General features: G+C 44.7%; 15 protein-coding genes, 2 pseudogenes and 1 riboswitch. Of the genes and pseudogenes, 12 read left to right on the forward strand and 5 right to left on the reverse strand.

All coding sequences use genetic code 11. The annotated features are described in order from the left end of the window. Window positions 1-9 precede the first annotated feature (9 nt). Complete coding sequence (locus AC58PQ_RS19515; RefSeq protein WP_497244395.1) at window positions 10-906, reverse strand: LysR family transcriptional regulator; 897 nt, start codon at window positions 904-906, stop codon at window positions 10-12. Between the two features lie 276 nt (window positions 907-1,182). On the opposite strand from AC58PQ_RS19515, the gene AC58PQ_RS19520 reads away from it, so the two are divergent. The 7 genes from AC58PQ_RS19520 to AC58PQ_RS19550 all read left to right on the forward strand — a co-directional run bounded on the left by AC58PQ_RS19520 (window position 1,183) and on the right by AC58PQ_RS19550 (window position 9,732). Then, a complete protein-coding gene (locus tag AC58PQ_RS19520) occupies window positions 1,183-1,839 on the forward strand; it encodes a succinate dehydrogenase cytochrome b558 subunit (protein ID WP_497244459.1) in 657 nt (218 codons plus the stop codon). A 16-nt stretch (window positions 1,840-1,855) separates the two neighbouring features. Continuing rightward, window positions 1,856-3,619 (forward strand): succinate dehydrogenase flavoprotein subunit, encoded by a 1,764-nt coding sequence (gene sdhA / locus AC58PQ_RS19525; protein WP_497244397.1) that lies wholly within the window; start codon window positions 1,856-1,858, stop codon window positions 3,617-3,619. Window positions 3,620-3,621: 2 nt separating this feature from the next. After that, window positions 3,622-4,386, forward strand: coding sequence for a succinate dehydrogenase iron-sulfur subunit (gene sdhB, locus AC58PQ_RS19530; protein ID WP_477591043.1), 765 nt, complete (start codon window positions 3,622-3,624; stop codon window positions 4,384-4,386). A 1,275-nt stretch (window positions 4,387-5,661) separates the two neighbouring features. Then, a riboswitch (guanidine-I (ykkC/yxkD leader) is annotated at window positions 5,662-5,769 on the forward strand. Between the two features lie 65 nt (window positions 5,770-5,834). Next, window positions 5,835-6,854, forward strand: coding sequence for an ABC transporter substrate-binding protein (locus tag AC58PQ_RS19535; RefSeq protein ID WP_497244399.1), 1,020 nt, complete (start codon window positions 5,835-5,837; stop codon window positions 6,852-6,854). Window positions 6,855-6,876: 22 nt separating this feature from the next. Continuing rightward, window positions 6,877-7,695, forward strand: a complete 819-nt coding sequence (locus tag AC58PQ_RS19540; protein ID WP_497244401.1) for an ABC transporter permease — start codon at window positions 6,877-6,879, stop codon at window positions 7,693-7,695. Between the two features lies 1 nt (window position 7,696). Next, the gene (locus AC58PQ_RS19545; RefSeq protein WP_497244403.1) at window positions 7,697-8,515 is read left to right on the forward strand and encodes an ABC transporter ATP-binding protein; all 819 of its coding nucleotides are present in this window, start codon (window positions 7,697-7,699) and stop codon (window positions 8,513-8,515) included. A 155-nt stretch (window positions 8,516-8,670) separates the two neighbouring features. Beyond that, complete coding sequence (locus AC58PQ_RS19550) at window positions 8,671-9,732, forward strand: LacI family DNA-binding transcriptional regulator (RefSeq protein ID WP_497244405.1); 1,062 nt, start codon at window positions 8,671-8,673, stop codon at window positions 9,730-9,732. A 96-nt stretch (window positions 9,733-9,828) separates the two neighbouring features. Here AC58PQ_RS19550 and AC58PQ_RS19555 read toward each other — a convergent pair whose 3' ends face one another. Beyond that, window positions 9,829-10,797 (reverse strand): cation diffusion facilitator family transporter, encoded by a 969-nt coding sequence (locus AC58PQ_RS19555; RefSeq protein ID WP_497244407.1) that lies wholly within the window; start codon window positions 10,795-10,797, stop codon window positions 9,829-9,831. A 362-nt stretch (window positions 10,798-11,159) separates the two neighbouring features. Continuing rightward, a pseudogene (locus AC58PQ_RS19560) lies at window positions 11,160-11,414 on the reverse strand (tyrosine-type recombinase/integrase); the annotation flags it as partial. Between the two features lie 126 nt (window positions 11,415-11,540). Here AC58PQ_RS19560 and AC58PQ_RS19565 point away from each other — a divergent pair. The 4 genes and pseudogenes from AC58PQ_RS19565 to AC58PQ_RS19580 all read left to right on the forward strand — a co-directional run. Continuing rightward, a pseudogene (locus AC58PQ_RS19565) lies at window positions 11,541-12,020 on the forward strand (LD-carboxypeptidase); the annotation flags it as partial. A gap of 840 nt (window positions 12,021-12,860) precedes the next feature. Further along, window positions 12,861-18,407: an alpha-N-acetylglucosaminidase TIM-barrel domain-containing protein gene (locus AC58PQ_RS19570; RefSeq protein ID WP_497244409.1), complete on the forward strand. Its 5,547-nt coding sequence runs from the start codon at window positions 12,861-12,863 to the stop codon at window positions 18,405-18,407. A gap of 184 nt (window positions 18,408-18,591) precedes the next feature. Further along, on the forward strand, window positions 18,592-18,777 hold the full coding sequence (locus AC58PQ_RS19575; RefSeq protein WP_497244411.1) for a hypothetical protein: 186 nt from the start codon (window positions 18,592-18,594) through the stop codon (window positions 18,775-18,777). Window positions 18,778-18,848: 71 nt separating this feature from the next. Beyond that, window positions 18,849-19,010, forward strand: a complete 162-nt coding sequence (locus AC58PQ_RS19580; RefSeq protein WP_497244413.1) for a hypothetical protein — start codon at window positions 18,849-18,851, stop codon at window positions 19,008-19,010. A 205-nt stretch (window positions 19,011-19,215) separates the two neighbouring features. Here AC58PQ_RS19580 and AC58PQ_RS19585 read toward each other — a convergent pair whose 3' ends face one another. Beyond that, window positions 19,216-20,481 (reverse strand): erythromycin esterase family protein, encoded by a 1,266-nt coding sequence (locus AC58PQ_RS19585; protein WP_497244461.1) that lies wholly within the window; start codon window positions 20,479-20,481, stop codon window positions 19,216-19,218. 125 nt (window positions 20,482-20,606) lie between these two features. Beyond that, window positions 20,607-24,749 carry an endo-1,4-beta-xylanase gene (locus AC58PQ_RS19590; protein ID WP_497244415.1) on the reverse strand — a complete coding sequence of 1,381 codons (4,143 nt, stop codon included), beginning with the start codon at window positions 24,747-24,749 and terminating at the stop codon, window positions 20,607-20,609. 438 nt (window positions 24,750-25,187) lie between these two features. Between AC58PQ_RS19590 and AC58PQ_RS19595 the strand changes: the two genes are divergently transcribed. After that, complete coding sequence (locus AC58PQ_RS19595; RefSeq protein WP_497244417.1) at window positions 25,188-26,234, forward strand: LacI family DNA-binding transcriptional regulator; 1,047 nt, start codon at window positions 25,188-25,190, stop codon at window positions 26,232-26,234.

Genomic DNA, 26,234 nt, shown 5'->3' on the forward strand with positions numbered 1-26,234 from the left:
CAATTGCAGCTAGCGGTGTTTGGCAAAGTATTTGATTGCTTGGGCGACGAACTTCATGGATTCTGCATTATCAGCAGAGTGATCGGAGTAGATGAGTGAGGTCGTTCGTTTCGTTTGTTCCAATTCATGGAGCTGTCTTAAAATAAGTTCATTATTCTGAATTAAATCGTCACGTAAATAGGATTTGGGTAATAAGGTTGCTGTTTTGCAGGTGGAAACGAGCCGAATAATCGCCTCGAAGGAATCGATCTCCATTTGAACATTGGGAAATATCGTGAAACGGTTGAATAGCTCGTCCATCAGAATGCGGTACCAAGTACCTTTAGAGAAGAGAATCATCGGCAGTTCATTCAGATCCTGCATCGTAATCTCCGAACGATCGATAAACGGGTGTCCGGATGGAAGTACAAGGCAGAGATGGTCATCGAATAAAGGCTCACAGTGAAGGCTTGTCGCATTAATTTGTGAAGCTACGATACCGATATCTACTTTGTTGTCTTTCACCATAGACACAACCTCATGCGTTTTGCCGGTAAGAAGCTTAATATCTGTCAGGGGATATTCTTGCAAGTAATCCGTTATGAGATCAGGCAGTGTTGCTTGAAGCGTTGTGAGCGAGGCGCCAATTGTAAGTGACGCATGACTACCCGCGGCTTTATACATATGAATAGCTTGTTTGAACTTGCGCTCCAGATGACGTTTCTCTAAGGCATGATCATAGCAAATTTGCCCCGCTTTGGTTAACTCCAGTCTTTTTCCTTTCCGGATAAAAAGCTCCACATCCAGCTCATCTTCCAGCTTCATAATTTTACGCGAAAGTGCAGGCTGCGAAATGTTTAACAATTGCGAAGCTTTATTGAGGCTGACTTGTTCAACAACGATAGCGAAAACATCTAAAAGCTCCATGTGTTTAATCTCACCTCTTATGTGAAATAGTTATAAGTAGATATAAAAAAACGGCACTTCCATTATAAGCGTGAAAGAGGTACGATGTACATGTCACAATTTATCTATATTTCGTGATCTTTCGCGTATAATCATTGACTGAATTGGCAAAATAGGCGTGGATGATTATGGGTTGACGCTCGTTTGCGGCGAGAGTACAATGATATGTGGCTTGTTTTGTCAAAACTTGTCGGATGTTAGTTGGGATTGAATTTTGTTGAGGGGGGAATTGGTTACATTATGAGTAATTCGTATTACTTTAGAAAGATCCACTCGTTATTAGGTGTCATTCCGGTGGGCTTCTTCCTTATTGAGCATTTGCTCACTAACTATGAAGCTACGAAAGGGCCTGAAGCTTTCGTGGATCAAATTAACTGGCTGAACGACTTGCCTTTGGTACTCCTTATGGAAATCGTGGGAATCTGGCTTCCGCTTCTTTATCATGCCGTTTACGGACTTTATGTAGCGTACCAATCACGTAATAACGTATCAAGCTACGGGTACTTCCGTAATACGATGTTTATGTTGCAACGTGTGACAGGTGTGCTTACGTTTTTGTTCATTGCTTGGCATCTGTTCGAGACGCGTGTTCAGGTTGCTTTAGGCAATGTAGCGCATGAAGAATTGGGCAGGACGATGCATGAAATCGCGACGAATCCTTTCATGTTCACGTTCTATCTGGTAGGGATTGTTTCTGCATCCTTCCATTTCTGCAATGGTCTATGGTCATTCCTAGTAAGTTGGGGAATTACAATTGGACCGCGTGCGCAACGCTTTTCGACTTACATTACATTGGGCTTATTCGTTGGTATGACCGTGATGTTTATCATGTCATTAACTGCGTTTACAGGTACGGACTTTTCGGTTCCAGTAGAAGCGCATACGGGGCATTAAGGGAGGGTGAACAGAAGTGGCTAATTCAAAAATCATCGTCGTCGGCGGAGGCCTTGCGGGACTCATGGCGACAATTAAAGCAGCAGAAGCTGGGGTTCATGTACAATTGTTCTCCTTGGTTCCTGTTAAACGTTCCCACTCCGTATGTGCGCAAGGCGGCATTAACGGTGCGGTGAATACGAAGGGTGAAGGTGACTCCACATGGGAGCACTTTGACGATACAGTATACGGAGGAGATTTCTTAGCGAATCAACCTCCTGTTAAAGCATTATGCGACGCAGCTCCAGGCATCATTCACTTGATGGACCGTATGGGCGTTATGTTTAACCGTACACCAGAAGGTTTGCTTGATTTCCGTCGTTTCGGTGGTACGAAATATCACCGTACAGCATTTGCTGGGGCGACTACAGGTCAACAACTTCTGTACGCATTGGATGAGCAAGTTCGTCGTTGGGAGACGGCAGGTCTTGTAACGAAATTCGAACATTGGGAATTCCTTGGTTCGGTTCTAGATGACGAAGGCGTATGCCGAGGTATCGCAGCACAAGATTTGCGCAGCATGGAAATTCTAACGTTCCCAGCTGATGCCGTGATTTTGGCGACTGGCGGTCCTGGTATCATTTTCGGAAAAACAACGAACTCGGTCATTAACACAGGAACTGCAGCGAGTGCGGTTTACCAACAAGGTGTTAAATATGCCAATGGTGAAATGATTCAAATTCACCCTACAGCGATTCCTGGTGACGACAAGCTGCGCTTGATGTCCGAATCTGCTCGTGGTGAGGGTGGACGTATTTGGACTTACAAAGACGGTAAGCCTTGGTACTTCCTTGAAGAAAAATACCCAGCCTACGGAAACCTAGTGCCTCGTGATATCGCAACTCGTGAGATTTTCTCCGTGTGTATTGATCAGAAGCTAGGGATTAACGGCGAGAACATGGTTTACTTGGATCTTTCACATAAAGACCCGAAAGAGCTTGATATTAAGCTTGGCGGTATTATGGAAATTTACGAGAAGTTCATGGGTGACGATCCGCGTAAAATTCCAATGAAGATTTTCCCTGCGGTTCACTATTCCATGGGCGGCATGTGGGTTGACTATAACATGATGACGAACATTCCTGGCCTATTCGCAGCAGGTGAGTGTGAGTATCAGCATCACGGTGCAAACCGTTTGGGCGCGAACTCCCTCGTTTCCGCGATTTATGACGGTATGGTTTCCGGTCCGAAAGCGGTTGAGTACATTCGTGGCTTAGAGAAGCATGCGGACGATACATCATCGATCGTATTCGACCGTGAGAAGAAGCGTCACACAGATCGTTATGAGAGCTTGCTTAAAATGAACAGCGGTACAGAGAATGCGTACGTGCTTCATAAAGAGCTTGGCGACATGATGAATGCGAATATGACGGTTGTTCGTTACAATGATCGTTTACAAGATACAATTGGCAAAATCAAAGATATGAAAGAGCGTTACAACAACATCAACATCACAGATACGGCACGTTGGAACAACCAAGGTGTTGCGTTCACACGCCAGCTTTGGAACATGTTTGAGCTTGCTGAAGCGATGACCGTTGGTGCCTTGATGCGTGATGAAAGTCGCGGCGCACATTACAAGCCTGATTTCCCAGAGCGTGATGATGACAACTTCATGAAAACGACAATCGCTGACTGGACGCCAGATGGTCCAAAGATTTCGTATGATGAAATTGATGTATCGTTGATTAAACCTCGTAAACGTGACTACTCCACGGAGAAGAAAAAGGAGGGATCCTGATCATGGCGGAGACACTGAGCGCACCGAAAACAGTGAAGTTTATCGTGACTCGTCAAGAGAGTCCGGATTCCAAACCGTATACAGAGGAATTTGAAGTTCCATACCGCGCGAATATGAACGTGATCAGCGGATTAATGGAAGTTCAGCGTAATCCGAAGAATGCCAAAGGCGACAAAACAACACCCGTTTGTTGGGAATCCAACTGTCTGGAAGAAGTATGCGGCGCTTGTTCGATGGTTATTAACGGGAAGCCGCGTCAAGCTTGTTCGGCGCTTGTCGATAAGCTTGAGCAGCCAATCCGCGTGGCACCAATGAGCACGTTCCCTGTTATGCGTGACCTTGTTATCGACCGTGGACGTATGTTTAACGCGTTGAAAAAGGTTAAAGCGTGGGTTCCAATCGATGGAACGTACGATCTAGGTCCTGGACCGCGTATGGCCGAGTCGAAGCGTCAATGGGCTTACGAATTGTCCAAATGTATGACATGTGGCGTTTGTTTGGAAGCTTGTCCGAATGTAAACGACAAGAACTCGTTTATTGGGCCTTCCGCATTGTCCCAAGTTCGTCTATTCAATGCTCACCCAACAGGTGAAATGAACAAAGACGAGCGTTTGGATACGCTGATGACAGATGGCGGTATCGAAGGCTGCGGTAACTCGCAGAACTGTGTACGCTCCTGTCCGAAGGGCATTCCGCTTACGACGTCAATCGCCGCATTGAATGCGGACACGACGAAGCACTTGTTCAAGAAATGGTTAGGCGTGTAAGCTGCGCTGAAATGAAGTCCGTCCTCCCGGCTATGGGAGTGACGGGCTTTTTTGATTTTGGCGTGGCGGCGTGGCAAATAAGCACCCGCTGAGAACTACAGGCGTTGGAATCAGGCCTGAGGTGGCTTTTATTGAGCTGTAGTGATGTTTCTCATCACTACAGGCGTTGGAATCAGGCTAGGCGTGGCTTTTATTGAGCTGTAGTGATGTTTCTCATCACTACAGGCGTTGGAATCAGGCTAGGCGTGGCTTTTATTGAGCTGTAGTGATGTTTTTCATCACTACAGGCGTTGAAATCAGGCCAGAGGGGGCTTTTATTGAGCAGTAGTGATGTTTTTCATCACTACAGGGGTTGGAATCAGGCTAGGCGTGGCTTTTATTGAGCTGTAGTGATGTTTTTCATCACTACAGGCGTTGGAATCAGGCTAGGCGTGGCTTTTATTGAGCTGTAGTGATGTTTTTCATCACTACAGGGGTTGGAATCAGGCTAGGGGTGGCTTTTATTGAGCTGTAGTGATGTTTTTCATCACTACAGGCGTTGGAATCAGGGCAAAGGTGGCTTTTATTGAGCTGTAGTGATGTTTTTCATCACTACAGGGGTTGGAATCAGGCTAGGGGTGGCTTTTATTGAGCTGTAGTGATGTTTTTCATCACTACAGGCGTTGAAATCAGGTCAGAGGTGGCTTTTATTGAGCTGTAGTGATGTTTTTCATCACTACAGGGGTTGGAATCAGGCTAGGGGTGGCTTTTATTGAGCTTTAGTGATGTTTTTCATCACTAAAGGCGTTGGAATCAGGCTGGCGGTGGTTCGTTTGAGCTCCTTTGCTACGCGGATATCCCCGCCGAGACTCGCGTATCGTCACAACAAAAAGACCTGAGTCAGAGTCTCAGGTCATCTTCATCATGTGTATAGAGGTTAGTGAGCCGCGGGGCAAGTGGGTGGTTCAGTGACATCATGCTTATTTATAGGGGGAATCAAGTGAGGGTGCTGGAAGGAATGGCTCGGCAGGGAGAGATCGTCATAAAGTGCTGAAGATACCTCAGTTGGTATCATGGCCGCGGCTGGTTGAATGTGCTTTTTATCTAACATGTGAATGTGGAAATGAATCGAATACATCGCGACACCTCCGTTTAGACGTTGTATATGTTATATAATATTACGCGTTCGATCATTTTGACAACCTATTATTTATTTGTGTTATATATATTGACATGAATGATCAATCTAAGTATGATATAGACAAAAGTAAGACAGCGAAATAACAACCGCATAGCAAACTTGTTTTCTAGGGTTCCGCAACAGATGAAGGCTGTTGGTCAGGTCCAAGAGAAGACACACGATGAGCTTCATCGTGCACACGGAGGGATAAAAGCCCGGGAGGATATCAGGATATGATATCATTCCGGGCTTTTTCCTAATCATTTTATACAGAGAGGGAGTTCGGGGAATGAGACAAAAAACAATATTTCTGATGTTGGCGCTATTATTAACTTTTACAATTATCAGCGGATGTGGGAGTAAAGAGGCGAGTACGAAAGCAGGAGGCAGCGGTGAGCCGATCAAATTGGCGCTTAGTCCATGGCCGGGTTGGTTCGTTTGGTACCTCGTGAAGGAAAAAGGATTTTTTGAGAAAAATGGTGTGAACGTGGATCTGGTTTGGTTCCCTGTGTACAGTGACTCTTTATCGGCACTCGCTTCAGGTAAAGTAGATGCAAATAGTCAGACTTTAAGTGATACACTAGCGCCGGCAAGTAAGGGCATCAAGCTCAAAGCCGTGCTCGTTAACGATAATTCCAATGGCGGCGACGGTGTTGTCGTGAAGCCAAGTATCAATTCTTTGAATGATTTGAAAGGCAAAAAAGTAGCAACTGAACTTGGAACTGTCGATCATCTGCTTATGCTGACAGCTCTTGAAAAAGCAGGGTTAGCCGAAAAAGATGTCTCCTATACAAATATGACGGTGAATGATGCGGGACCGGCGTTCATCTCAGGTAATCTGGATGCTGCGGTACTATGGGAACCTTTCCTGAGCAAGGCAATTCAAGAGGGAAAAGGAAAGCTATTATTCTCATCCAAGGATACACCGGGATTGATTCCAGATTTGCTCGTATTTAAGGAAGAAATTACGAAGGATCGCCCAGATGATGTGAAAAAAATAATTAACGCATGGTTCGATGCTTTGGACTACTGGAAGGCTAATCCAGAGGAATCCTTGAAAATTATGGCCAAAGCGGCTGAGACACCGGTTGATGAATACAAAGCTGGCGTGGACAGCGTGAAGATTTTTCAATTAGAGGATAATATCAAAGCTTTCGCAAAAGGGGATTCTTACGAATCACTGGCCTATACTTCTGGGAAAACAGCTGAATTTCTAAAAGGCTTGGATATGCTGACGACGATACCGAAAGCGGAAACCTTCTTGGATGGCCATTTTGTAGAGGAAGTCATGAAGGAACGCAAGAAATAAAGGCTGAACAGGAGGACTGCAGATGGAAACGCTGATGAAAAAAAGACGCAAGTCCACGTTGTTTGCCATAAGAGGCGATATTAGCCGCAAATCTTATATGTCTGGCGTTGTGCTTATCGTAGCTGTTGTGTTGCTGTTCTGGAGCATGATGAGCTACGGAGAATTCGTAAATCGAACCTTCCTTCCAACACCGGATCAGGTGCTCCGGCAGTTCGGAATTCAATTACAGAACCCTGTGTTCTGGCATAATGTTTGGATTAGTATTTTCCGGGTTGGCGGTGGATTCTTACTCGCTTGTTTAATCGGGATACCGCTTGGGATCTTGGCGGGCACGTATCGTTTTGCAGAGGCGTTGCTGGTACCTCCTACAGAATTTATTCGTTATATGCCTGCGACAGCGTTCATTCCCTTGATCATGGTATGGGCTGGGATTGGCGAATGGGCGAAGGTGCTCGTTATCTTCCTAGGGTGCTTCTTCCAACTCATGCTGATGGTTGCAGACAATACACGGTCGGTCTCCAATGATCTGCTGCAAACCTCGTATACACTAGGTGCGAAACGCTGGCAAGTGATTGAAAAGGTGCTGATTCCCGCACTGCTCCCAGATTTGATGAATACACTGCGCTTAATCATTGGGTGGGCATGGACGTATCTAGTTGTAGCAGAGTTGGTTGCGGCAAGCAGTGGACTTGGATTTTCCATTATGAAGGCGCAACGGTTTCTGAATACGGATCAAATTTTTGTAGGCATTATTGCGATTGGTTTGTTAGGCTTGCTGACGGATCGCACATTTGCTTATTGTCATAAGCGATTTTTCCCATGGCTGGAAGGAGGGCGTTAGGATGGAAGCTTTGAACTTGGCAGATAACAGCGTGCCCTCTGTAGGGAAAAGCGTGGGTTTGCGTAAAATCGATGCTGTTGATGTTACAAAGGTGTACAGTACGAAGAAGTCGCAATTCGTAGCTTTGGATCGTGTGTCCTTTCACGTTGATGCACATGAGTTTGTCAGTTTCGTCGGTCCTTCGGGCTGCGGGAAGTCTTCCCTATTGCGCATCATTGCTGGCTTAGAGCCCTTGACGATGGGGGATTTGAGTATCAACGGCCATGAAATTGACGGTCCTGGTGCTGACAGAGGCATGGTCTTCCAGAGCTATACGTTGTTCCCATGGCTATCCGTGCGAGAGAATATCGAATTCGGATTAACGCTGAAGGGTGTTCCTTTATTTGAAAAGAGAGCCATATCCGATCATTTTATGGAACTTGTCGGTTTGCATAAATTTGCGAAATCACTGCCGAAGGAGCTTTCGGGCGGGATGAAGCAGCGGGTTGCGATCGCGCGTGCCTTGGCGAATAATCCGGATGTACTGTTGATGGATGAACCGTTCGGCGCACTGGATCCACAAACGAAAAACTCGATGCAGGAGCTGTTGCTGCGCATTTGGGAAAAGGAGAAAACGACGGTTGTCTTCATCACCCATGACATTGAGGAAGCGATCTTCCTCTCACAACGGGTGTATGTGATGCAGGCGCATCCAGGCACGATCCGCAGTGAGATTGTCATACCGCGCGGGCTGCGGCAGGTGGAAGATGTGAAGGATTCGGAAGCTTTCGTGAAGCTGAAGAAGCAGATCATTTCGTTGATTGGGCATCACGACGAGTAAGGGCAGAAGGGCACCAAAGCAGCGTGATCTGCTTTTGGTGTCTTTTTGTTTTGCTGGGAAAGCTGGGCAAACGGCTACGACGGGGAAGAGGGATTTGACGAGTAATACCCTTCTAGCTACAATGAGTTTAAGTGTTTCAAGAGTGAGGGTATGGGATGAAGAAAAATAAACAAGCTACGATCGTCGATGTTGCCGCAGAGGCAGGTGTGTCTATTGCGACGGTGTCGAATGTGATTAACCGTAGGAAGGTTCCGATGGCGCCAGAGACGATCCGCAAGGTGGAAGAAGCGGTTGTGAAACTAGGTTATCGCCGGAACGTCATGGCAACGAATTTAAGTCGGCGCCGCTCGAATGAGTTGGGGCTGATTCTTCCGCATTTTGGCGGGTATTATGGCAGATTTGCTGAGAAGCTGGAACAGAGGTTTCACAGTTACGGTTATCATTTATCTGTATTTTCAGCGGCGGGCATGGATCCTGAGGTGGAGACGCGGCATATTGAGCACCTATTGCAACGACGTGTGGACGGATTGGTTTCACATGGCTTAGCGATCAGCATGCATTCCACGCAGCAGTTGGTGGGTGAAGGGACGCCGCTCGTCATATTTAACGGCTGGGGCTGGCCGAATGAGATTACGAAGCTGGCGGTGAATTTGGATTTCGCCAAGGCGTCGAGTGAAGCTGTGCGATACTTTTTGACGCATGGCTGCCAAGCTGTTTTCTATGCAGGTAGACGTAAAGGAATGGGCGCGAATGAGCAGCGGATCGAGGGATTTCTCGCGGGGCTAGGCGATAAGGCGGAGCCTGCAGTGCATGCGCTTTTGGATGCCGGAGAGCTGGGAGTGGCTGGAACCTTGGATGAGGCGCTGCGCGTGAGCGGTGGGTTGCGACCGATCGGTATTTATACATTCAATGATGCGTTAGCGCTGGAACTGATTTCGGAGTGCCATGATCGAGGCATCCGTGTTCCCGAGGAGGTCCAGCTCATTGGGATGGATAATGAGCATTTTGCGAAGGCGAGTTTCCCTTCGATTACGAGCTTCGAGATGCCCGTCGAGCTGCAAACGAGCTTGGTCGCGGCTTTCCTCATGCGGCAGATGGGCGAGGAGCTGGATGAGGAGAGCACGAAGCTGCTCGATTCGTATCTGGCTCAGATGAAGGGGCACGAGCTGCTCATCGAGATGGAAATGGTTGTGCGTAAATCAACGCAAAATGCATAAAACCGTTAATCACTTCGGGAGAAGTGATTAACGGTTTTTATGTGTCGTAGAAGTGACTAAGGGGAACGGGAAATAGGTAACTGTTTTGCTATTACATCAGGCGCCAGTGTGGCTTTGCTGTTTTAGTTGCTTTTGCTGCCGCAGAAAGTCCTTTCCATACTCGCCATGGGGATTAATGTCCGCGTGCTCGATTTGAATCGTGGCATGCTCGATGCCGTACTTGCTCTTCAATGTCTCATTGATGGCGAGAATGACACAGAAGGGCTGAATGTTCGGGCTAATAAATACATGCGCAGTCAGTGAGTAGTGGTCGGTCGAAACCGCCCAGAGATGCATTTCATGCACATCTTCAACACCCTCTACCTTCGCGATCACAGCGCGGATGTCGTCTAGATTAAACTTTTCGGGGACGGATTCCATCAGGATCATGAAGGATTCTCGAATGATTTTGCTGCCACCTGTAAAAATAATGCCCCCAATCACCATCGAAATCAGCGGATCGAACCAGAGCAGTCCTGAATAGTAAATGACAATCGCTGAAATGATGACACCTACGGAGCTGAGTAAGTCGCCAAAAAAGTGCCAGAGCGCGCTTTGCACATTGAGATTGTCTTCCTCTTTGACACTGTTATGGAGAACCAACGTAAGCACAAGGTTAACGACGAAACCGATCGAAGCAATGCCCAGCATGAGTCCTAATTGGATCGGTTGGGGGTGAATGACACGTTGGATGCCTTCGATAAAAATACCCAAAGCGATGATACAAAGTGCTAATCCGTTCAGGAAAGAAGCGACAATCTCGAAGCGAAGGAATCCAAAAGTGAAGCGGGCATTGGGCTGACGCGTAGCTAGCTGTATAGCAACCATGCTCAACCCAAGCGCAATAACATCCGATATCATATGGGCAGAATCGGATAAAAGAGCAAGGGAATTCGAGAGCACCCCACCGACAATTTCAACAATCGTAAAAAAAGCAGTTAACATGAGGGTGACCCACAGGGTTTTTCTTGACTTACTTTGTTCTTTCACATGGTGGAGATGATGATAGTCATACTGGACGCTCATAGGGTACCTCCTTAATTAGAATTATTCTAATTAATTTTTATTTTAGTATATGCCACATGGGTGAAAGGTGCAACTGGAGAATGGGAGGAAAATAAATAAAGCGTTTTCAAATTTGTAACAGAAATGAAATATTCCTGTTATGGTTCCATAATGTTTACTTGGTAATATAATAAGCAAGACCCCCTTTTTAATATAAACATTTTAGAACCCGGCCCCGTTGGCTGGGTTCCTTTTTTTTGTCTGGGGATGAAATGCTTGATACGTAAGGGTTTGTTGAAGATTTGAAGGAGCTGAAACACCGAAAAACCGTGTTTTGGTCGGTTTTTGGTCGACAATTGTAGGAGGTAAAGGGGAACAACGGGTTATTTCAGGAGATTATCTAATGCATCAGAAGCATCAGATTGCATGTTAGGCATTAGATGTGAATACAGATCCATCGTGATTTTAAATGACGTATGACCTAGTCTTTCTTGAACAATCTTTGGATGTTTACCTAGTGTAAGCAATAGAGAAGCACATGTGTGTCGAAGATCGTGAAATCTAATTTTCCGCTTGCCAGTCTTAATGAGCAACCGATTCCAGGGCTTATGGCAATCATGCTTAGGGAGTGGTCGTCCATATTTCGTACAAAGTGCCGTAAAATATCAAATTTTTACCCTGTATTACAAATTTCTTGATTTTGCAACGCTTTAACGATGTGAAATAATTACATATCGCTTTACCGTTGCATTTCAATAACTAAAATTATTGCGTATATTCCTCTTTTAGAAAAAGGAACAACAATAGGGGTAACAGCACCATCATCCGGGGTGAAGGTTGAATTGCATGAAAAGGTTAAACTTTCATGTAACCGTTTGGAAAAGGAAGGTTTTGGTGTCATATGCGGAGATACTGTTTGGACGCAAGATAAGGCAAAATCATCGCATGCCAAAAAGCGTGCAGATGATTTTAATGAAATGATGCGAAACGATATTATTAGTATTATAATTCCTCCTTGGGGTGGAGAACTGTTAATTGAGATACTTGAATACATTGATTTTGAAAATATTAAGAACAAATGGGTATTAGGTTATTCGGATACAAGTCTATTGTTGTTGGCAGTCACATTGAAGACTGGCATAGCTACCGCTCATGGAACGAATTTTATAGATTTAAGTGGTGAATATTGGGATGACACTACTGCAATGTGGCAACAAGTCTGCCAGAGCGGAGTTTCACCGTCTGGCTGATGAATTGAAGAAGGCTTCTGGGCAAGTTAAATAAATCTTCGTGCCGATTTCGTGCCGAAATGATTTGAACTCGTGTGAAATCGTATGAAAAAACGAAGTAAAAAAGAGTGCATTTTTAACCGCTATATAATTGATGATCAGCTATTAATTCGTTTGCGATTCTGTGTCGCTGCTGTTTGTAGGGCTACGTAGAACGATTGGATATTGAATTTATATCCCACTGAAGCAGAAAGTCACGGCTGTGTTAAAGTATTTAATTATTCTTTGCACCACAACCAGAGTCGCTAACTTACAGCATGAACAAGGCAAGGAAGGCATTCCTGGCCTTGTTTAATTTTGTTTTTTCTATAAGACGCATAAAAAGACAATACGTTTTCAACTATTTGAAGTGGTTTTTTCAATGTTTATCGACCGCAAAAAATAATATGATTATGTCGAAAGATCACGACGCAAAATTTAAGGGAGGACATAGAAATGAGGAAATCCTAAAAAGCAATGGCCAGCAAGAATTTACTCAAGACGAATAAATGATAAAAGGAGCTGACCACCGTCATTTTGCAGAGGGTATTAAAACGGGACACGATTGAATTGGCATGAGGAGTGAAACCTACCAATTCGATCATGGTAACGGTCCGGAGCATATTGCTCTCGTTGTTTCTCTCGGCGATGACGGCTTATGTATTGGCCAGATTTGCGAATAAGGGCGGAATACCGCACGGAATGGGGGCCGTTGTTTGCAGGTCTGCTGATGTCCCATTTTGCCCGTGCTCATCATCAGCAGGCGCCGTGAAATAAGGCGGGAAAAGAATTTTATTAAGAAAGGGAGATAGGCTAATGCGTACATGCTTAAAGACATTCATCATATGTTTAATCGTTGCTGTCTGGGTTTCCAGTATACCCGTATATGTTAAGGCTGAAAGCACATCTAATTCCGTAGACTATCCTGTATTCGAAGATGCTTATGTTAGAAAAGCTAATGGTAATTCTATTTATAGTTTTGAAAATATTACGAGCGCTCATGGAGCTCAGTATGCGGGTAAAGGCATTACTGTAATCAATACAAAATACTCTGGAGCAGATGAAATTATAGCGGCAATGAAAATTAAATTGCCTACGAAGGAGGAAATGGAAGAAAAGGAACTGAATCAATTTAATTTTGTTTTTAGTATTTTCAAAAATGCAAATTACACATTCGGAAATCAATCCTACATCTTTCATTACTCAACGAACACGGCCTGGAGCGAATCATCCTTAACTTGGAACAATAAGCCATCTTTTATGAACAGAACGGATACTAATGTATTGTTCCAGTTTGATATTAGTCAGAATTATGAATATGAATTCAAGACGGATGCAGAAAAAACGATCACAACAGATATATCCAATACTATTATTGGATTGGTCAATCAAGGATACAAGGAAATCACTGTTTTTGCGACGGCAAAAAATGATCTGAATACTTCTATTTTGATTCATAGTAAAGAAACGAGTGATGGGACCAAGAGACCGAAAATTGTCGGGTCAAACAAAATAGTTATCGAGCCAGAACCCACTGATCCGATCGATCCAAACGATCCCAATAATATCGCTTACGAAAAGCCTGCAAGAAGCAATCTTTCCAAGAATCTGGCGGAAAATGTTACGGACGGAAATCTGAGCACATCATGGACCGGGATTTTCTATCCATCTTATGTAGACATTGATTTAATGGATCAATATGATTTGAGCGAGATTCAACTGTATGTACCAACCGGTAAAATAACAAACTATACGATTTATGGCAGCAATGATGGAACAAGTTACGATAGACTCTACCAAAAGAGAACAAAAACGGCTGCAACAGTAAGTGGAGACCGTATTGTCTTCGAGGAAAAGACTTCTTACCGTCTTATACGTGTCTACATGGAATATACACAGGGTGATAATAACGCCTATTTATCTGAAGTGAGAGTGCATGGAACCAAGACGAATACGAATACGAATACCGCGCCTTTACGAACAGGAACGCTTGAACAAATTCTGGGAATAGAAGACTATAAGAATACTGACTATGCAATAGAATTAACCAATGAAGAAACCTATGAAAATATTTCCGGAATTGTGGAGCGTACGGTTGGCCCGCAATATCGCGACTGGTTTTCCTTCGAAGTAGCGCCGAATACAGCCAATGATAATGATTACTTTGAGTTAAGTGACAAGGATGGAAAGATTCATATTACAGGCAATAAAGGAATCTCGATTACAACAGGTTTGAATTATTACTTTAAAAATTACTTGAATGTGCATATAGCTGAACAGACCATGCAGGTCAAAATGCCTGCGAACATTGTACAAATAGGGAATAGCGTGCGTAAAGAAACCGAATATAAAATTCGCTATGCATTTAACTATTGTACGTTAAGTTATTCTTTCGCCTTCTTTGGCGTAGATGCCTGGCAGAGAGAAAATGACTGGTTGGCGCTTAATGGTGTCAACGTCGTACTGGATCTTGCAGGGCAAGAAGCTACATGGGTCAAATTTTTAATGAATTTTGGTTATTCATTTGATGATGCGAAAGACTGGCTTACAGGTCCAGCCTATAACGCATGGCAGTTCATGTCTAATATGGAGGGGTTTGGAGGTCCGGTTCCTGATGGTTATATTACAGATCGAGTAGAGCTTGCTAGAAGTACACAAAGATGGAAAAACTCTCTGGGTATGCAAACCGTTCTACAGGGATATGCTGGCATGGTTCCTACAAACTTTACTGAGTTTCAGCCTGGAGTTGAGGTAGTTAAGCAGGGTTCATGGAATGGTTTTAGCAGACCGGATATGATTGCTACAAATTCGGCCTTATACGACCAATATGCAAGGTTATTTTATGAAGCACAGGAATTTGTTTATGGTAAAACATCCAAATATTATGCAGCTGACCCGTTCCATGAAGGCGGTAGAAGACCTTCTGGACTAAGTGATGGAACGATTGCAACTGAAGTCCTAAATTCAATGCTTGAACATAATAAAGATGCAGTATGGATGGTACAAGGGTGGCAAAGTAATCCTACCAATGATTTATTAAAAGGTATGGGTGATCGAAGAGAAGATCACGTATTAATTGTTGATTTGATAAAATATCCTATTGAAAGTTATACGAAATACAATAAAACATCTTATGATAGCACAAGACTCGATTCAGTAGAGTTCAACAACACGAATTGGGTATGGGGTCTTTTGGGGAGTTTTGGGGGAAATCCTTCCATGCATGGCCAGATGGAGGTTATGGTTAATGATATTCAAAATGCTAAAAAGACAAGTAACCATATGGCAGGATTGGGTATTATATCAGAAGCACAATACGATAATCCGATCATTTATGATTTGATATTTGATCTGGCCTGGGCGGACAGTACTTTTAATCTGGATCAATGGATAAGTAAATATATAGAAAGACGATATGGCGGCACTTCTGACAATGCTAAACTGGCATGGGACATCATGAAGGATGCCAATTATAATTATGGGGTTAGATATACGACTCAGATATTCGGCATGAAAAATACAACCCCGCAGAATTATGGAAAGCAAAATATAGCATATGGAGCCGACAAGCTTGAAACGGCCTTCCGTTTACTAGCAAAAGATTTTGACAAATTTAAAAATAGTGAAGCTTATCTATATGACTTAACAGAAATTATGCGTCAGTTGGTAAGCAATTATTCTGTTCTTGTCTATAATGATTTGCTAACAGCAAGAGATAGCAGGGACATTCAGGCATTCAAAATAGCAAAAGAAAAATTCTTGAAGGCATTTGACGTGTTAAATGCTGTACAGGCAACACAGAAGGAACAGCTTGCTGGAGAATGGGTTGGCAAAGCACAGGACTTGGCAGCACCGTATGATGATTTCTCAAAAGATGCCTTTGAATTGAATGCCAAAACATTGATTTCCACTTGGGGTTCAAGACAATCGTATGGAAGTCTAAAGGAATATGGTTGGAGAAATTACGAAGGCATGTTTATAGATATTTATAAAAATGTCTGGGGAGCGTATCTGAACAAGGTTGAAGCAAATTTGGAGACAGGCACTTCTATTAGTACAATTAGTACTTCAGGTTATTTTGATTTTTACTGGGATTGGGTTTTAGGTGTGCAGAATTATACCAGGGATGCAAAGGATTCCCCGGAAGAACTTCGTGAAGTATTACAACTGGTGACCGAGAATACTATGTTAAGTGGAGAGCTTGATCCTAATTTAGGGAACAGAGCGCTTGGTCGTGTGACTAGTACGAATACTAAAAATATTCTTGGTAAATTGGATGCTGCAACTGATGGAAAGATGGATACAAAGGTAACTATACAAGCAAATAACATGATCAAGGAACCTGAGCTGATTGTTGATCTGGTAGGTCAATTTCAATTATCAAATATTCAGGTACAGGTTGATGATATTGCTTTTGATGGTTACGAAGTGTATGTAAGCAACGATAAGAGCTCATGGAACAAAGTGGGAGAAATTGCTGCAAGCGACATCTCGGATACGGTTGATGAATTTTTATTGCCGAATATCGAAGGAAGATACGTAAAAATTCAAGCTGTTTCGGCAGTTACTGAAAATGGATCGGATAAAGAACTTTCCATCAAAGAAATAAGAGCTTTTGGAGAACGAATCTTACCTACTTTGGAAAAGTTAAGTTCTTTGGTAAGCTATGTGAAAACGATCAATCTTGATGCAAGTGAACCAAGTAATATTCAAAGTTTTAATACAGCGTTGCAGAATGCGAAAAATGCCATTGCCAATAGTGCAGCAGTAGATGAAGTTAACAGTGTCTACTGGAATTTATATGAGACGGTCATAAAACTTAATCTCACTGGCTTGAAAAATCGAGCATTGAATAAACCGGTAACGGCACATAACGATCCTGGCGGCAATTCTCAAAGAGTGGCGGATAATAGCACGGATACCTTCTGGGATTCGGGAAGATTAAGTGCAACGGGAGTGCCTTATGAAACTAAGATTACACCTGGATGGGCGATTGTAGCGCTTGGCGATGTTTACAACGTTAACGAAATTCAAGTGAATTTTAGCAATAACAATCAAGGTTACTGGCATAATTATGAGCTATATAGCAGTCTGGATGGAACCACATGGACGAAAGTTGCAGAAAAAACATCCAGAACAACTCCGAATGAAGCGGAAGATTATCACTTCTTAGAAAATGTTACTGCAAGCCATATTAAAATCGTTACAACAAATATACAAGAATCAAGTGGTAAAAGAAACTCTTATCAAATTGCCGAACTGCGGGTATTAGGAACGGCGTTGGATGCAGTGACGGCAGTCGCTGACGTGGCCGATGTGCACGTGCCGAACGGTACGTCCGCCGAAGACTTGCTGGCGCAACTACCAGCAACGGTCGAAGTGACGCTGGAGAGCGGCGCGACCGAGACAGTAGCGGTAGCGTGGAATATCGCTGGCTCGGAATATGACGGAACGTCTCCGGGCGAGTATACGGTATCCGGCACGCTCTCGTCGGAAGTGTACAACCCGGATGCGTTGGCGGCGAGTGTAAAGGTGATTGTGAAGGTGATTGTAGGCCCAGTATCTGCATTGACTGGTGTAAGTGCGGTTCAAAGTGGATCAGACTTTATAGTCAAGTATGGGTTAAATAACGTGCAAAACATTTATGCACAGGATGTAACCTTCACTTATGACCCGGACTTACTGGAATTCAAATCTGTTGAATCGTTAGTGGAAGGACTCGCCATTGTAGACAAATCGGAAAAAACAGGTCAGCTCAGACTGATTCTAGCAAGCACAGGCGCTAATGCTTCGAATGCTACCGGCGATTTATTGGCGCTACATTGGAAAGCCAAATCGCTTGCACAGTCGCAATCAGCTGCCATTTCGCTGGCTAGCATCAAGATTGCTAACGGTAGCGGTGTAGAAACACAGCTGACCGGTGATTCGCACAGCATTGTCATCGGAGTTGCGGATAAATCCGCTTTACGCTCGCTTATCATGTCTGCTGAAGCGAAGCATAATGAAGCTGTCGAGGGCAATCTGCCTGGCCAATACAAAGCTGGTGCGAAAGCTGCGCTGCAGTTGGCGATTACTTCTGCTACTACTGTGCTGAATAATTTGACTGCAACTCCAGAGGATGTAGAGCAAGCGCTGGCAGTTCTGCAAGCTGCTGTACAAACCTTCGAGGAATCGATCATCATTGCCGCACAATGCGACCTCAACCTGGATGGCAAAGTATCCATCGGCGACTTGGCCATTGTCGCTGCAGCGTATGGTAAAACGCCTGCAGATGAAGGTTGGAATCCGAAAGCGGATATCGTGAAAAACAATGTTATTGATATTGTAGACCTTGCAACAGTAGCTAATAAAATTTTTGAGTAAAAAGGAATGAAAAAGGCGTCCTGCACCTAAGGCCGCGATGAAATGAAAAAGGTACAGCGCTCGAGGAATTGAAATAAAGACTGCGTTGCTTCAATGGCTTATGAAGCGAACGCAGTCTTTTTTGCCTACGAGTTGTCTCACCCTATAAGTGATTCTATTGGGTCCCTTAAGGAGAGAGAAGCTCATGTGGAGTAAGTTAAAAGTACCAGCCCTAGAAAGTTTGGTCGTGATGCTGGTGATTACAACAGCTTGTGGCAAAGATAATGTTAACTCACGAGTTGTGCCCTCAGCGAGTCCATCAGGCGTAACAAGTTGGTTCAAAGTTGATGATGGGACAGGAAGGTTTTTTGATGTTAAGCAGAGTGAATAACTGGAGATGGCGAATGAGGATAGAACAACGTCGGAGGCAAAAAAGAATGATTTTATTACACTCGAATTGATTTGACATTAAAGGACGAGCTTGGTTTGCTTGCTGAGCGTATGAATGACATGTTGGATTCGCTTTCCCGAACGATCAAGCAAGTACATATGGCTTCGGAAAGCGTGGCTTCATCCGCTGAAGAAATTACAGCAAGCCAGATGAAGTGGCAAAAGGCAGTGTAGATCAGGCAGACCGCGCTCGTAAGATGACTGACTTAGCAGCAAAGTACCTCGAAATGCGTTCGAGCGGTCAGTGACGGTGTGCTGCACTTCGCGCTGACAAGACATTCCTTCGATAGCATTGTGCTAAAAGTAGATGAAACATCGAATAAAGTTGTTGAAATTGCAGTTTGACCTTCTAAATCTAAGAAAAAGTGCTTGTGTGAACTCACACAAGCACTTTTTCTATCATCAATGGACGAAGCGCATGGCTCTCGTCCACATGTACAAAGGCGTCGTACCGCCGAGCCATCACCGAGGGAACATAGTTCCCTCGCTCCGAAGTGGGGCGGTACACGACACCGATGGCACGGTGCCCCAGCACCTCGTGCCCGAGCAGAGGATCCTCCTGGCTGAGCAGGAGGATCTGATCATGCGCGCCAGCGCGATGCATAAGCTCCTCCCAACTGCCCCGCTGGGCTGGGGGCACTTGCATCGTCGCCATCGGCGCGCCCCACGATTTCGCGGCAACGACGGTGCCGCGGTATGTGCCGAAGCCGATGGCGCACACATCGGCTTCGCCGTGCGCTTCGCGCACAAGCTGGCCGACGTTGACCATGCCGCCCTCCAGCATATCCGTTGCACGCGCATCGCCGATGTGCGTGTTATGCTCCCAGACGATGACCTTGGCGTCTGGGCCGTGGTAGTCGACGAGGCGCCGCAGCGCCTCGACCATATGTTGGTCGCGGACGTTCCATGACTCTGCGTAGTGCAAGACCATGGTGCTGTAATAGTCCTCTGCGTTTACGGCAACAAGCGCATTCAACTCCGCACTTAGGGCGGCTTCGCTGTCTTCGTCGTAACGTACACGTTTCGCGTGAAGTTCCTTCAGCAGCTTCACGACATCGTCCTTGCAGCTTTCGCCGTAGAAGGCAGCGGAAACGCCGTAGTTTTGCCCCTCCTTTTCATAGGAATCGAAGCACTCAAAGGCTTTACGAGCCAAAGCCAACTGCTCTGGCGTGCCGTTTTCCTGTAAGTATCGCTCGATTTCTTCAAATGACTCCCACAAACTATAGACGTCTAGTCCATAAAAACCGACTCGCTGCTCCATCGGTTTATCTTCATTATGCTTTTTGAGCCAGTCCATTAATTCCCCTACTTCTTCATTCGCCCACATCCACGTTGGCCAGCGATTGAACCCCTCCATCACCTCACGGGCAGTTGGCTTCGCATCCTTATACTGCTTCACATACCGGTTAACCTCATAGCAAGAAGGCCAATCTCCTTCAACGGCGATAAATGAAAATCCCTTCGTTTCAATCAATTTACGGCTCAATTCCATGCGCAGCTTATAAAATTCGGACGTACCATGCGTGGCCTCACCAAGTAAAACGTACTTCTTATCGCCAATTGCTTCGATTAACACGTCCAAATCATCAGAGCTTTTCAAAGGCATAGCTTGCTTCTTAATTTGTTCCACAATGAGTTCGTCCATGTTCACATGAGTCGCCACCTATTCTTGATGTTTTCTTCCATAGTATGCACAAAAAGGGATAGATAAAGTCGAAAAAGACGGATTCTCCGTAGATCATTGATCTACTAAGAATCCGTCTTTTATTACTATTTCGCTGTTTGCATAGCTCTTAGAATGACGGTAACAGCCTCAGCACGGGTGCTGTTTGCGCCCGGTCTAACGGTATTGTCGTCATAGCCTTGGAGCAATCCGTTGGCAATGGCGGTATTAAACGCAGCGTATGCCCAATCGGAGATCAGAGAGCTGTCTGTGAACCTGCTGCTTATTTCAGCTGGGCTGAGCTTAGCAGCACGAACGATGATCGCAGCCATTTGCTCGCGTGTAATGAGAACATCTGGCGCGAAGGAGTCGTTACTGTTCCCGTTGACAACGCCTAAAGCGGCGGCAGTGGCAATTGAAGCTTGGGCCCAGTGGTTCTGGGTGTCGGTAAAGCTTTTCACACCAGTTGCTTTAAGCTCGAAAGCTTTGACGATAACCGTAACGAATTCTGCTCTCGTGATGTTGTTATCTGGTTTAAATGTGTTGTCGGGGTACCCGTTGATAGCTCCTGATTTCATGAAAGAGCGAATGCTTGCTTCGGACCAATGCCCTCGGATATCGGATAATGCTGTTTCAATTTCCTTAGGTGCATCAATCGCGGATGCCAAGACTGCAAATTTTGTGAAATGGTTCGTAGATGCGGATACAGTGCCGTTGGCTTGATCAATTTGTTGACCATCAAGGAGGATCCACTGCAGCGTTTCTTCATTAAACCAGTAGATACTTACTTTCGACTTACTAAAATCTACTTTCGTTTTGTCAAAAGGAAGTGTAATCACGACCGGCTTGATAAATGTTCCCTCTTGATTTTTCGTGATCTCATAAATTTCGCTGATCGCGTCGAAAGGCTGATCAGCGAACAGGGAAGAGGTGTCGCTGATGGTTTCTACTTTAATTGTAAAGTTGCTTGCCGCTGCACCAGCAGGTACTTCGATCATCGTGCCGTTCAAGCTTAGCTTTCCACCGACTGATGCGACAATCGTATCTACAGGTACTGCAGTTGGGCCTACGCCACTGGATCCGGGATCGCTAGGAACAGTAGGAGCTGCAGGTTCAGTAGGATCAGTTGGATCCACCAATTGAAGAGCGCCGAACTTGGACGTATTGCGGTAGGACTGGCCTGTAGTATCATTCCAAATCGCTACGCTGCTTCTCGAACCGTTTCCTGTTTCATCATTGTTGACTTGGAAGTCGAATCCAATCATGCGATCCTTGACAGCGTTGGGCAGTTGAATAGCCGCTTCAACCTGATAACCATCACTTGTAAGTCTCACGGCCGAAGAGATCTTGTCTGCTGAAGCAGCGCCTCCGAAGCTCTGTAAATTCTTAAAGTTAATTCGGAATTGTCCATCGTCGGACTCATAGTCTGCCGATTTGTGGTTGTTCGCATCAAGGAAGATTTCAATGGAATCTTGCTCGTGGAACGCACTGCTTGCATCACTTAAGAGACTGTCCTTTGCGTTAGCTAGAACGTAGAGATGGTTGTCGTCCCACATGATTTTGGCTTTAGCTGTAGCACCGCTCGTTCCTTGTACCCATAGATCTGTGGATACTTCTTTCGCATTTGCCCACATTGCATCGACTTCTCCGTCAATGACAGGTGTTCCTTTGATAGCTTCCTGCGTGTTTAATGCTTTGTCTAATGTTAAGATTGCGAATTTAGTTGTATCTGTGTTCTGGCTGTTGGTGACATCATTCCAAGAAACATGGGCATTCGCCTGATCCGCATCGGTTATACGGACGTCGAACCCTTTTTTACTTCCCAGAACAGCAGCTGTGATTGGCATGGATGCCTCGATACGGTAGCCATCCGTCGTTTCTTTAACCGAATAACTCATGCCGCTAACAGCTGTACCGTTTCGTTGTAACGTATAATGCTTGTCGTCTGGCTGATAGGCAGCTGTTTTTCCGTTGTTGTCATCTACGAACAGCTCAACCAAATCATTGGCATTAAAGGTTGCATCTTCTACGTCGACTTTCAGATAGAGATTCAAATCATCCCAAAGTACGTTGAAATCTCCTTTGATTTTACCTGAATCGAATGGAAGGGATCGCTGAACATCCCATACAAGCTCAGAGTTTCCATCGATAACCGGAGTTCCCTTTGCAGGATCGATGGTTTGAATAGCGACTGGCAATTTGCTCGGATCTACGATGCCCCAGTAGGCGTACTTGGCTTGAAGCTCCTTATCGAACAGAAGCGGAGCTTCCAATCTTGTGACAGGGAACGTGCTGAGCCACGTATGATCATCGCCAACTCCCCAGAGGATAACGGAGCTGACATAAGCTTTTAGACGAATGAACTCAGCAAAAATCTGCTTGTAGCGGTAGCCTTGCTTGATCAACACATTCTCCGGCACGGTTGTATAGCTTTGATTTCTGTCGGTATAGACACTGACATCAAGCTCCGTGATTTGGTTGTCGAGTCCAAGCAGACCGAACTTTTCAATGGAATCCCCGATCTCTTTCACGGACGGACTGTCCACATTGATATGCGTTTGGTGGCCTACGCCATCGATTGGAGCACCTTGAGCTTGCATTCTCAGGATCAAGTTGTATAAATCGTCTCTTTTTCTCGGACTATGGGTATTGTAATCGTTAATGTATAGCTTGGCATGCGGGGCATATTGATGAGCCCAAATGAAAGCTTGCTTGATGAAGTCTTCACCCGTAATTTGATACCACGGACTGTTTCGTAAGCCATTGGAATCGTCAATCACTTCGTTCACAACATCCCAAGCGTAAACTTTGTTTCCGAAATGTTCCACGACAGTTTTGATATGCGTTTCTAGGCGGCTTAAAAGAAGAGCTTTATTCGCTGCGCGCTTCGCTGGATCTGTTTCCTCGATCATAGGCTTGCCGTCTAAGTCTTTGAACATCCACTCTCCGGTTTGGCTATGCCACGCCAGTGTATGACCACGGACTTTCATGCCGTTAGCTTCAGCATAAGCGACTAGCTTGTCCGCTTCGGTGAACGTAAAGGTGCCTTCTGAAGGTTGAAGATTGGCAGGTTTCATGACATTTTCAGCTACGATGACGTTAAAATGCTTTTTCAGCATCTCGCTGGTCGCGCCAACCGTTTGGCTTGGCTCAATGGCTGCACCAATGCCGTTAGGGAAAGAAGCAGACAACGTCTGATATAAGGATGGGATGTTGGGCTGAATCGGTTTTCCTGGTAGATAAGTCAATTTGAAATCATCGATGAAGAAGGTTGCGGCTACGCTAGCTGTTTCTACATAAGCGCCAATGGCATCAACAGGATTGCTCAACGTGTAATCCGCTGTATACTGCACCCAACCATCGGCCGTGACTTCCTTATTGCCGACAACTGTGTCGTAATTATTGGTGCCTTGATAGGTTCGCTGAATGCTCAAGCGCAGTGTGGCAGGACTTTGACCTGGCGCCATTCTGACCCAAACGGATAAATTATACTTGCTGTCCTTTTGCATCTTGCCAAGCAGGTTAATCTTAGGTCCCTGATTCGCACCTTTGGCTTCTGTTAACAAACTGTACGAACCCGTGTGATAAACACTTGAAGAAATAGTGAGAACTTCAGCGCCGTTCCGCGGAGCCCAGGCTTGTACCGTATTATTCTCGAATCCAGTCTCGAGACCCGATTGATCGACGGGAGGCGGGGTAGTCATTTTAATTTTCACATTATCAATCTGGATCGACTCCGTAGCTACCGAGCTTTCCATGTAAAGGGTTAGTGCGCTCATATCTTGGTTGAAGGAATAGTTCCCGCTAATATGCGTCCAATCGGAATTGGCGATACTGGCCGAAGCAATTTGTGCCCAACCCGTGCTCCCGCCAACGGGAGTGTTCTCCAAAGAGATTTTTACCGTACTGGCCGGTAAGGCTGTTTTGTCCGGCAGTTTCACATCAGCAGAAATTTCATAGACAGCACCTTTTTGCAGGATGGTTTTGACATTAAGGCTAGGGCCGTTCCATGTGCCCGTTCTGCCTGTATGCTTTAAGCTGCTTGGAGTGGATAGGGCGCTATCTTGTGTTACAGCAACGCTTCCCGCACCGCGAGCTCCCCAACCTTGGCTTGTGCCGTCATCAAAATTGTAGACAATCGTACCACTTTCATTTTCGACAGCCAATGTATGTCCACTACCTAGTGGAAATATCAAAGTGACGAGTAGAAGTCCGGATAAAAAGCCGCGAAATGCTTTTACGAATGACACGATATAACCCTCCTTTACGTTTTGTAATCGTTTTCAAACATTATTGTATATGGTTAATTGTGAAGTGAGTACCTAACTAAGTTTAGGTCTTACTGTAAAGATTAAAGAATTAATGTTGTAGAAATAAGAGAATAATCGACTTTATTCACTCAGTCATATTAGCGCAACAAGAAGTAGCTGTTCATGATACGAAGCTATCAGATGACCTATAAATTTACCTCAAAATTAACTATCCGCCAATTCAATTTGGTGGATAGTTTTTTGGCGCAAATAATCATGCCAAACGAAGCAATGTTTTTGGCGCAAATTTTTGGGTAGGCTATTGACACGTTTGGGGTCTAGGATTTATGATGAAAACAAGAAATACTTGCTAAACAAACCAAGTGATTCACACACTGCTTTGCCCCAAATATTTGGAGTGGAAGAGGAGTAATTGTATTGATAAAGTTAAAAGACGTTGCGGATCACGTTGGAGTTTCAATTTCTACGGTTTCAAGAGTTGTGAATAATGATTCGAGCAGAGCGATCAACCAGGAAACTCGCAAAAAAATTTGGGATGCAATTAATGAACTCGGTTACCACCAGAATCGTATTATGAAAAAAGTGGTTAAGAGCAATAAAGAGCAAAGTAAACTCGAGCATGTCGTTGGTTGTATAGTGACGGGCCCATTGAACAAATATAATCATCCGTATTATTCTTTCATCCTGGAAGGGATTGAGAAGGGGCTTGCGGAGTTGGGGTGTACGTTGGCTTTTATCCACACTTCAGAGGATGCGGCAAACCCAGCAATTTTGCATAAAATCATTCATGAGAGCGGTATAGACGGCTTAATCTTAGTTGAGGGTATTCATGACGAGAAAACGTATGATTACATTAAGAAAAATGTAACGCATATCGTCGGGGTTGACTTATCGGATCACGAATTACCTTGTCTAGGCTATGATCGTGTTGCGGCTTCCAAATATGCGGTCGAGCATTTGATCGAGCAAGGGCATAAGCACATCGGTTTTATTGGAGGACCAGGACTTGCAGGCAATATGGAGCTTGAGAAAAGATTCCGCGGATACAAAAATGCGTTAGCTGAAGCGGATCTGGTTTTTAATCCGGATTGGGTTTGCGATTCCAAGTGGGTGATTGAAAAGTCCTATGATTTTATGGACCATTTGATCCATAATCACAGGGAACATATGCCTACGGCTATGTTTGTCGCAAGTGATATGATGGCTGTGAGCGCAATGAAGGCTGTTTCGAACTCTGGCCTAAAAGTGCCGGACGATATCGCATTCGTGAGTCTGGATAATATTGAATTTGCCCAGTATTCGTCGCCGCCACTTTCGACTATACATATCCCGAAGTTTGAAATTGGCCAAATTGCAGCGAAATTATTAATTGATTACATCCAAGGGAAATACAATATCCCCCTAAAAGTGACAGTACCTTTCGAATTAATAATTAGAGAATCATCCATTTCAACTAAAAATTAG

It is taken from the genome of Paenibacillus sp. J22P143 (assembly GCF_059692035.1).

Coding starts and splice junctions, on each gene's coding strand:
- AC58PQ_RS19515 (WP_497244395.1), bottom strand. CDS start 906: ATGGAGCTTTTAGATGTTTTCGCTATCGTTGTTGAACAAGTCAGCCTC.
- sdhB (WP_477591043.1), top strand. CDS start 3,622: ATGGCGGAGACACTGAGCGCACCGAAAACAGTGAAGTTTATCGTGACT.
- AC58PQ_RS19535 (WP_497244399.1), top strand. CDS start 5,835: ATGAGACAAAAAACAATATTTCTGATGTTGGCGCTATTATTAACTTTT.
- AC58PQ_RS19540 (WP_497244401.1), top strand. CDS start 6,877: ATGGAAACGCTGATGAAAAAAAGACGCAAGTCCACGTTGTTTGCCATA.
- AC58PQ_RS19545 (WP_497244403.1), top strand. CDS start 7,697: ATGGAAGCTTTGAACTTGGCAGATAACAGCGTGCCCTCTGTAGGGAAA.
- AC58PQ_RS19550 (WP_497244405.1), top strand. CDS start 8,671: ATGAAGAAAAATAAACAAGCTACGATCGTCGATGTTGCCGCAGAGGCA.
- AC58PQ_RS19555 (WP_497244407.1), bottom strand. CDS start 10,797: ATGAGCGTCCAGTATGACTATCATCATCTCCACCATGTGAAAGAACAA.
- AC58PQ_RS19570 (WP_497244409.1), top strand. CDS start 12,861: ATGCGTACATGCTTAAAGACATTCATCATATGTTTAATCGTTGCTGTC.
- AC58PQ_RS19575 (WP_497244411.1), top strand. CDS start 18,592: ATGTGGAGTAAGTTAAAAGTACCAGCCCTAGAAAGTTTGGTCGTGATG.
- AC58PQ_RS19585 (WP_497244461.1), bottom strand. CDS start 20,481: ATGGACGAACTCATTGTGGAACAAATTAAGAAGCAAGCTATGCCTTTG.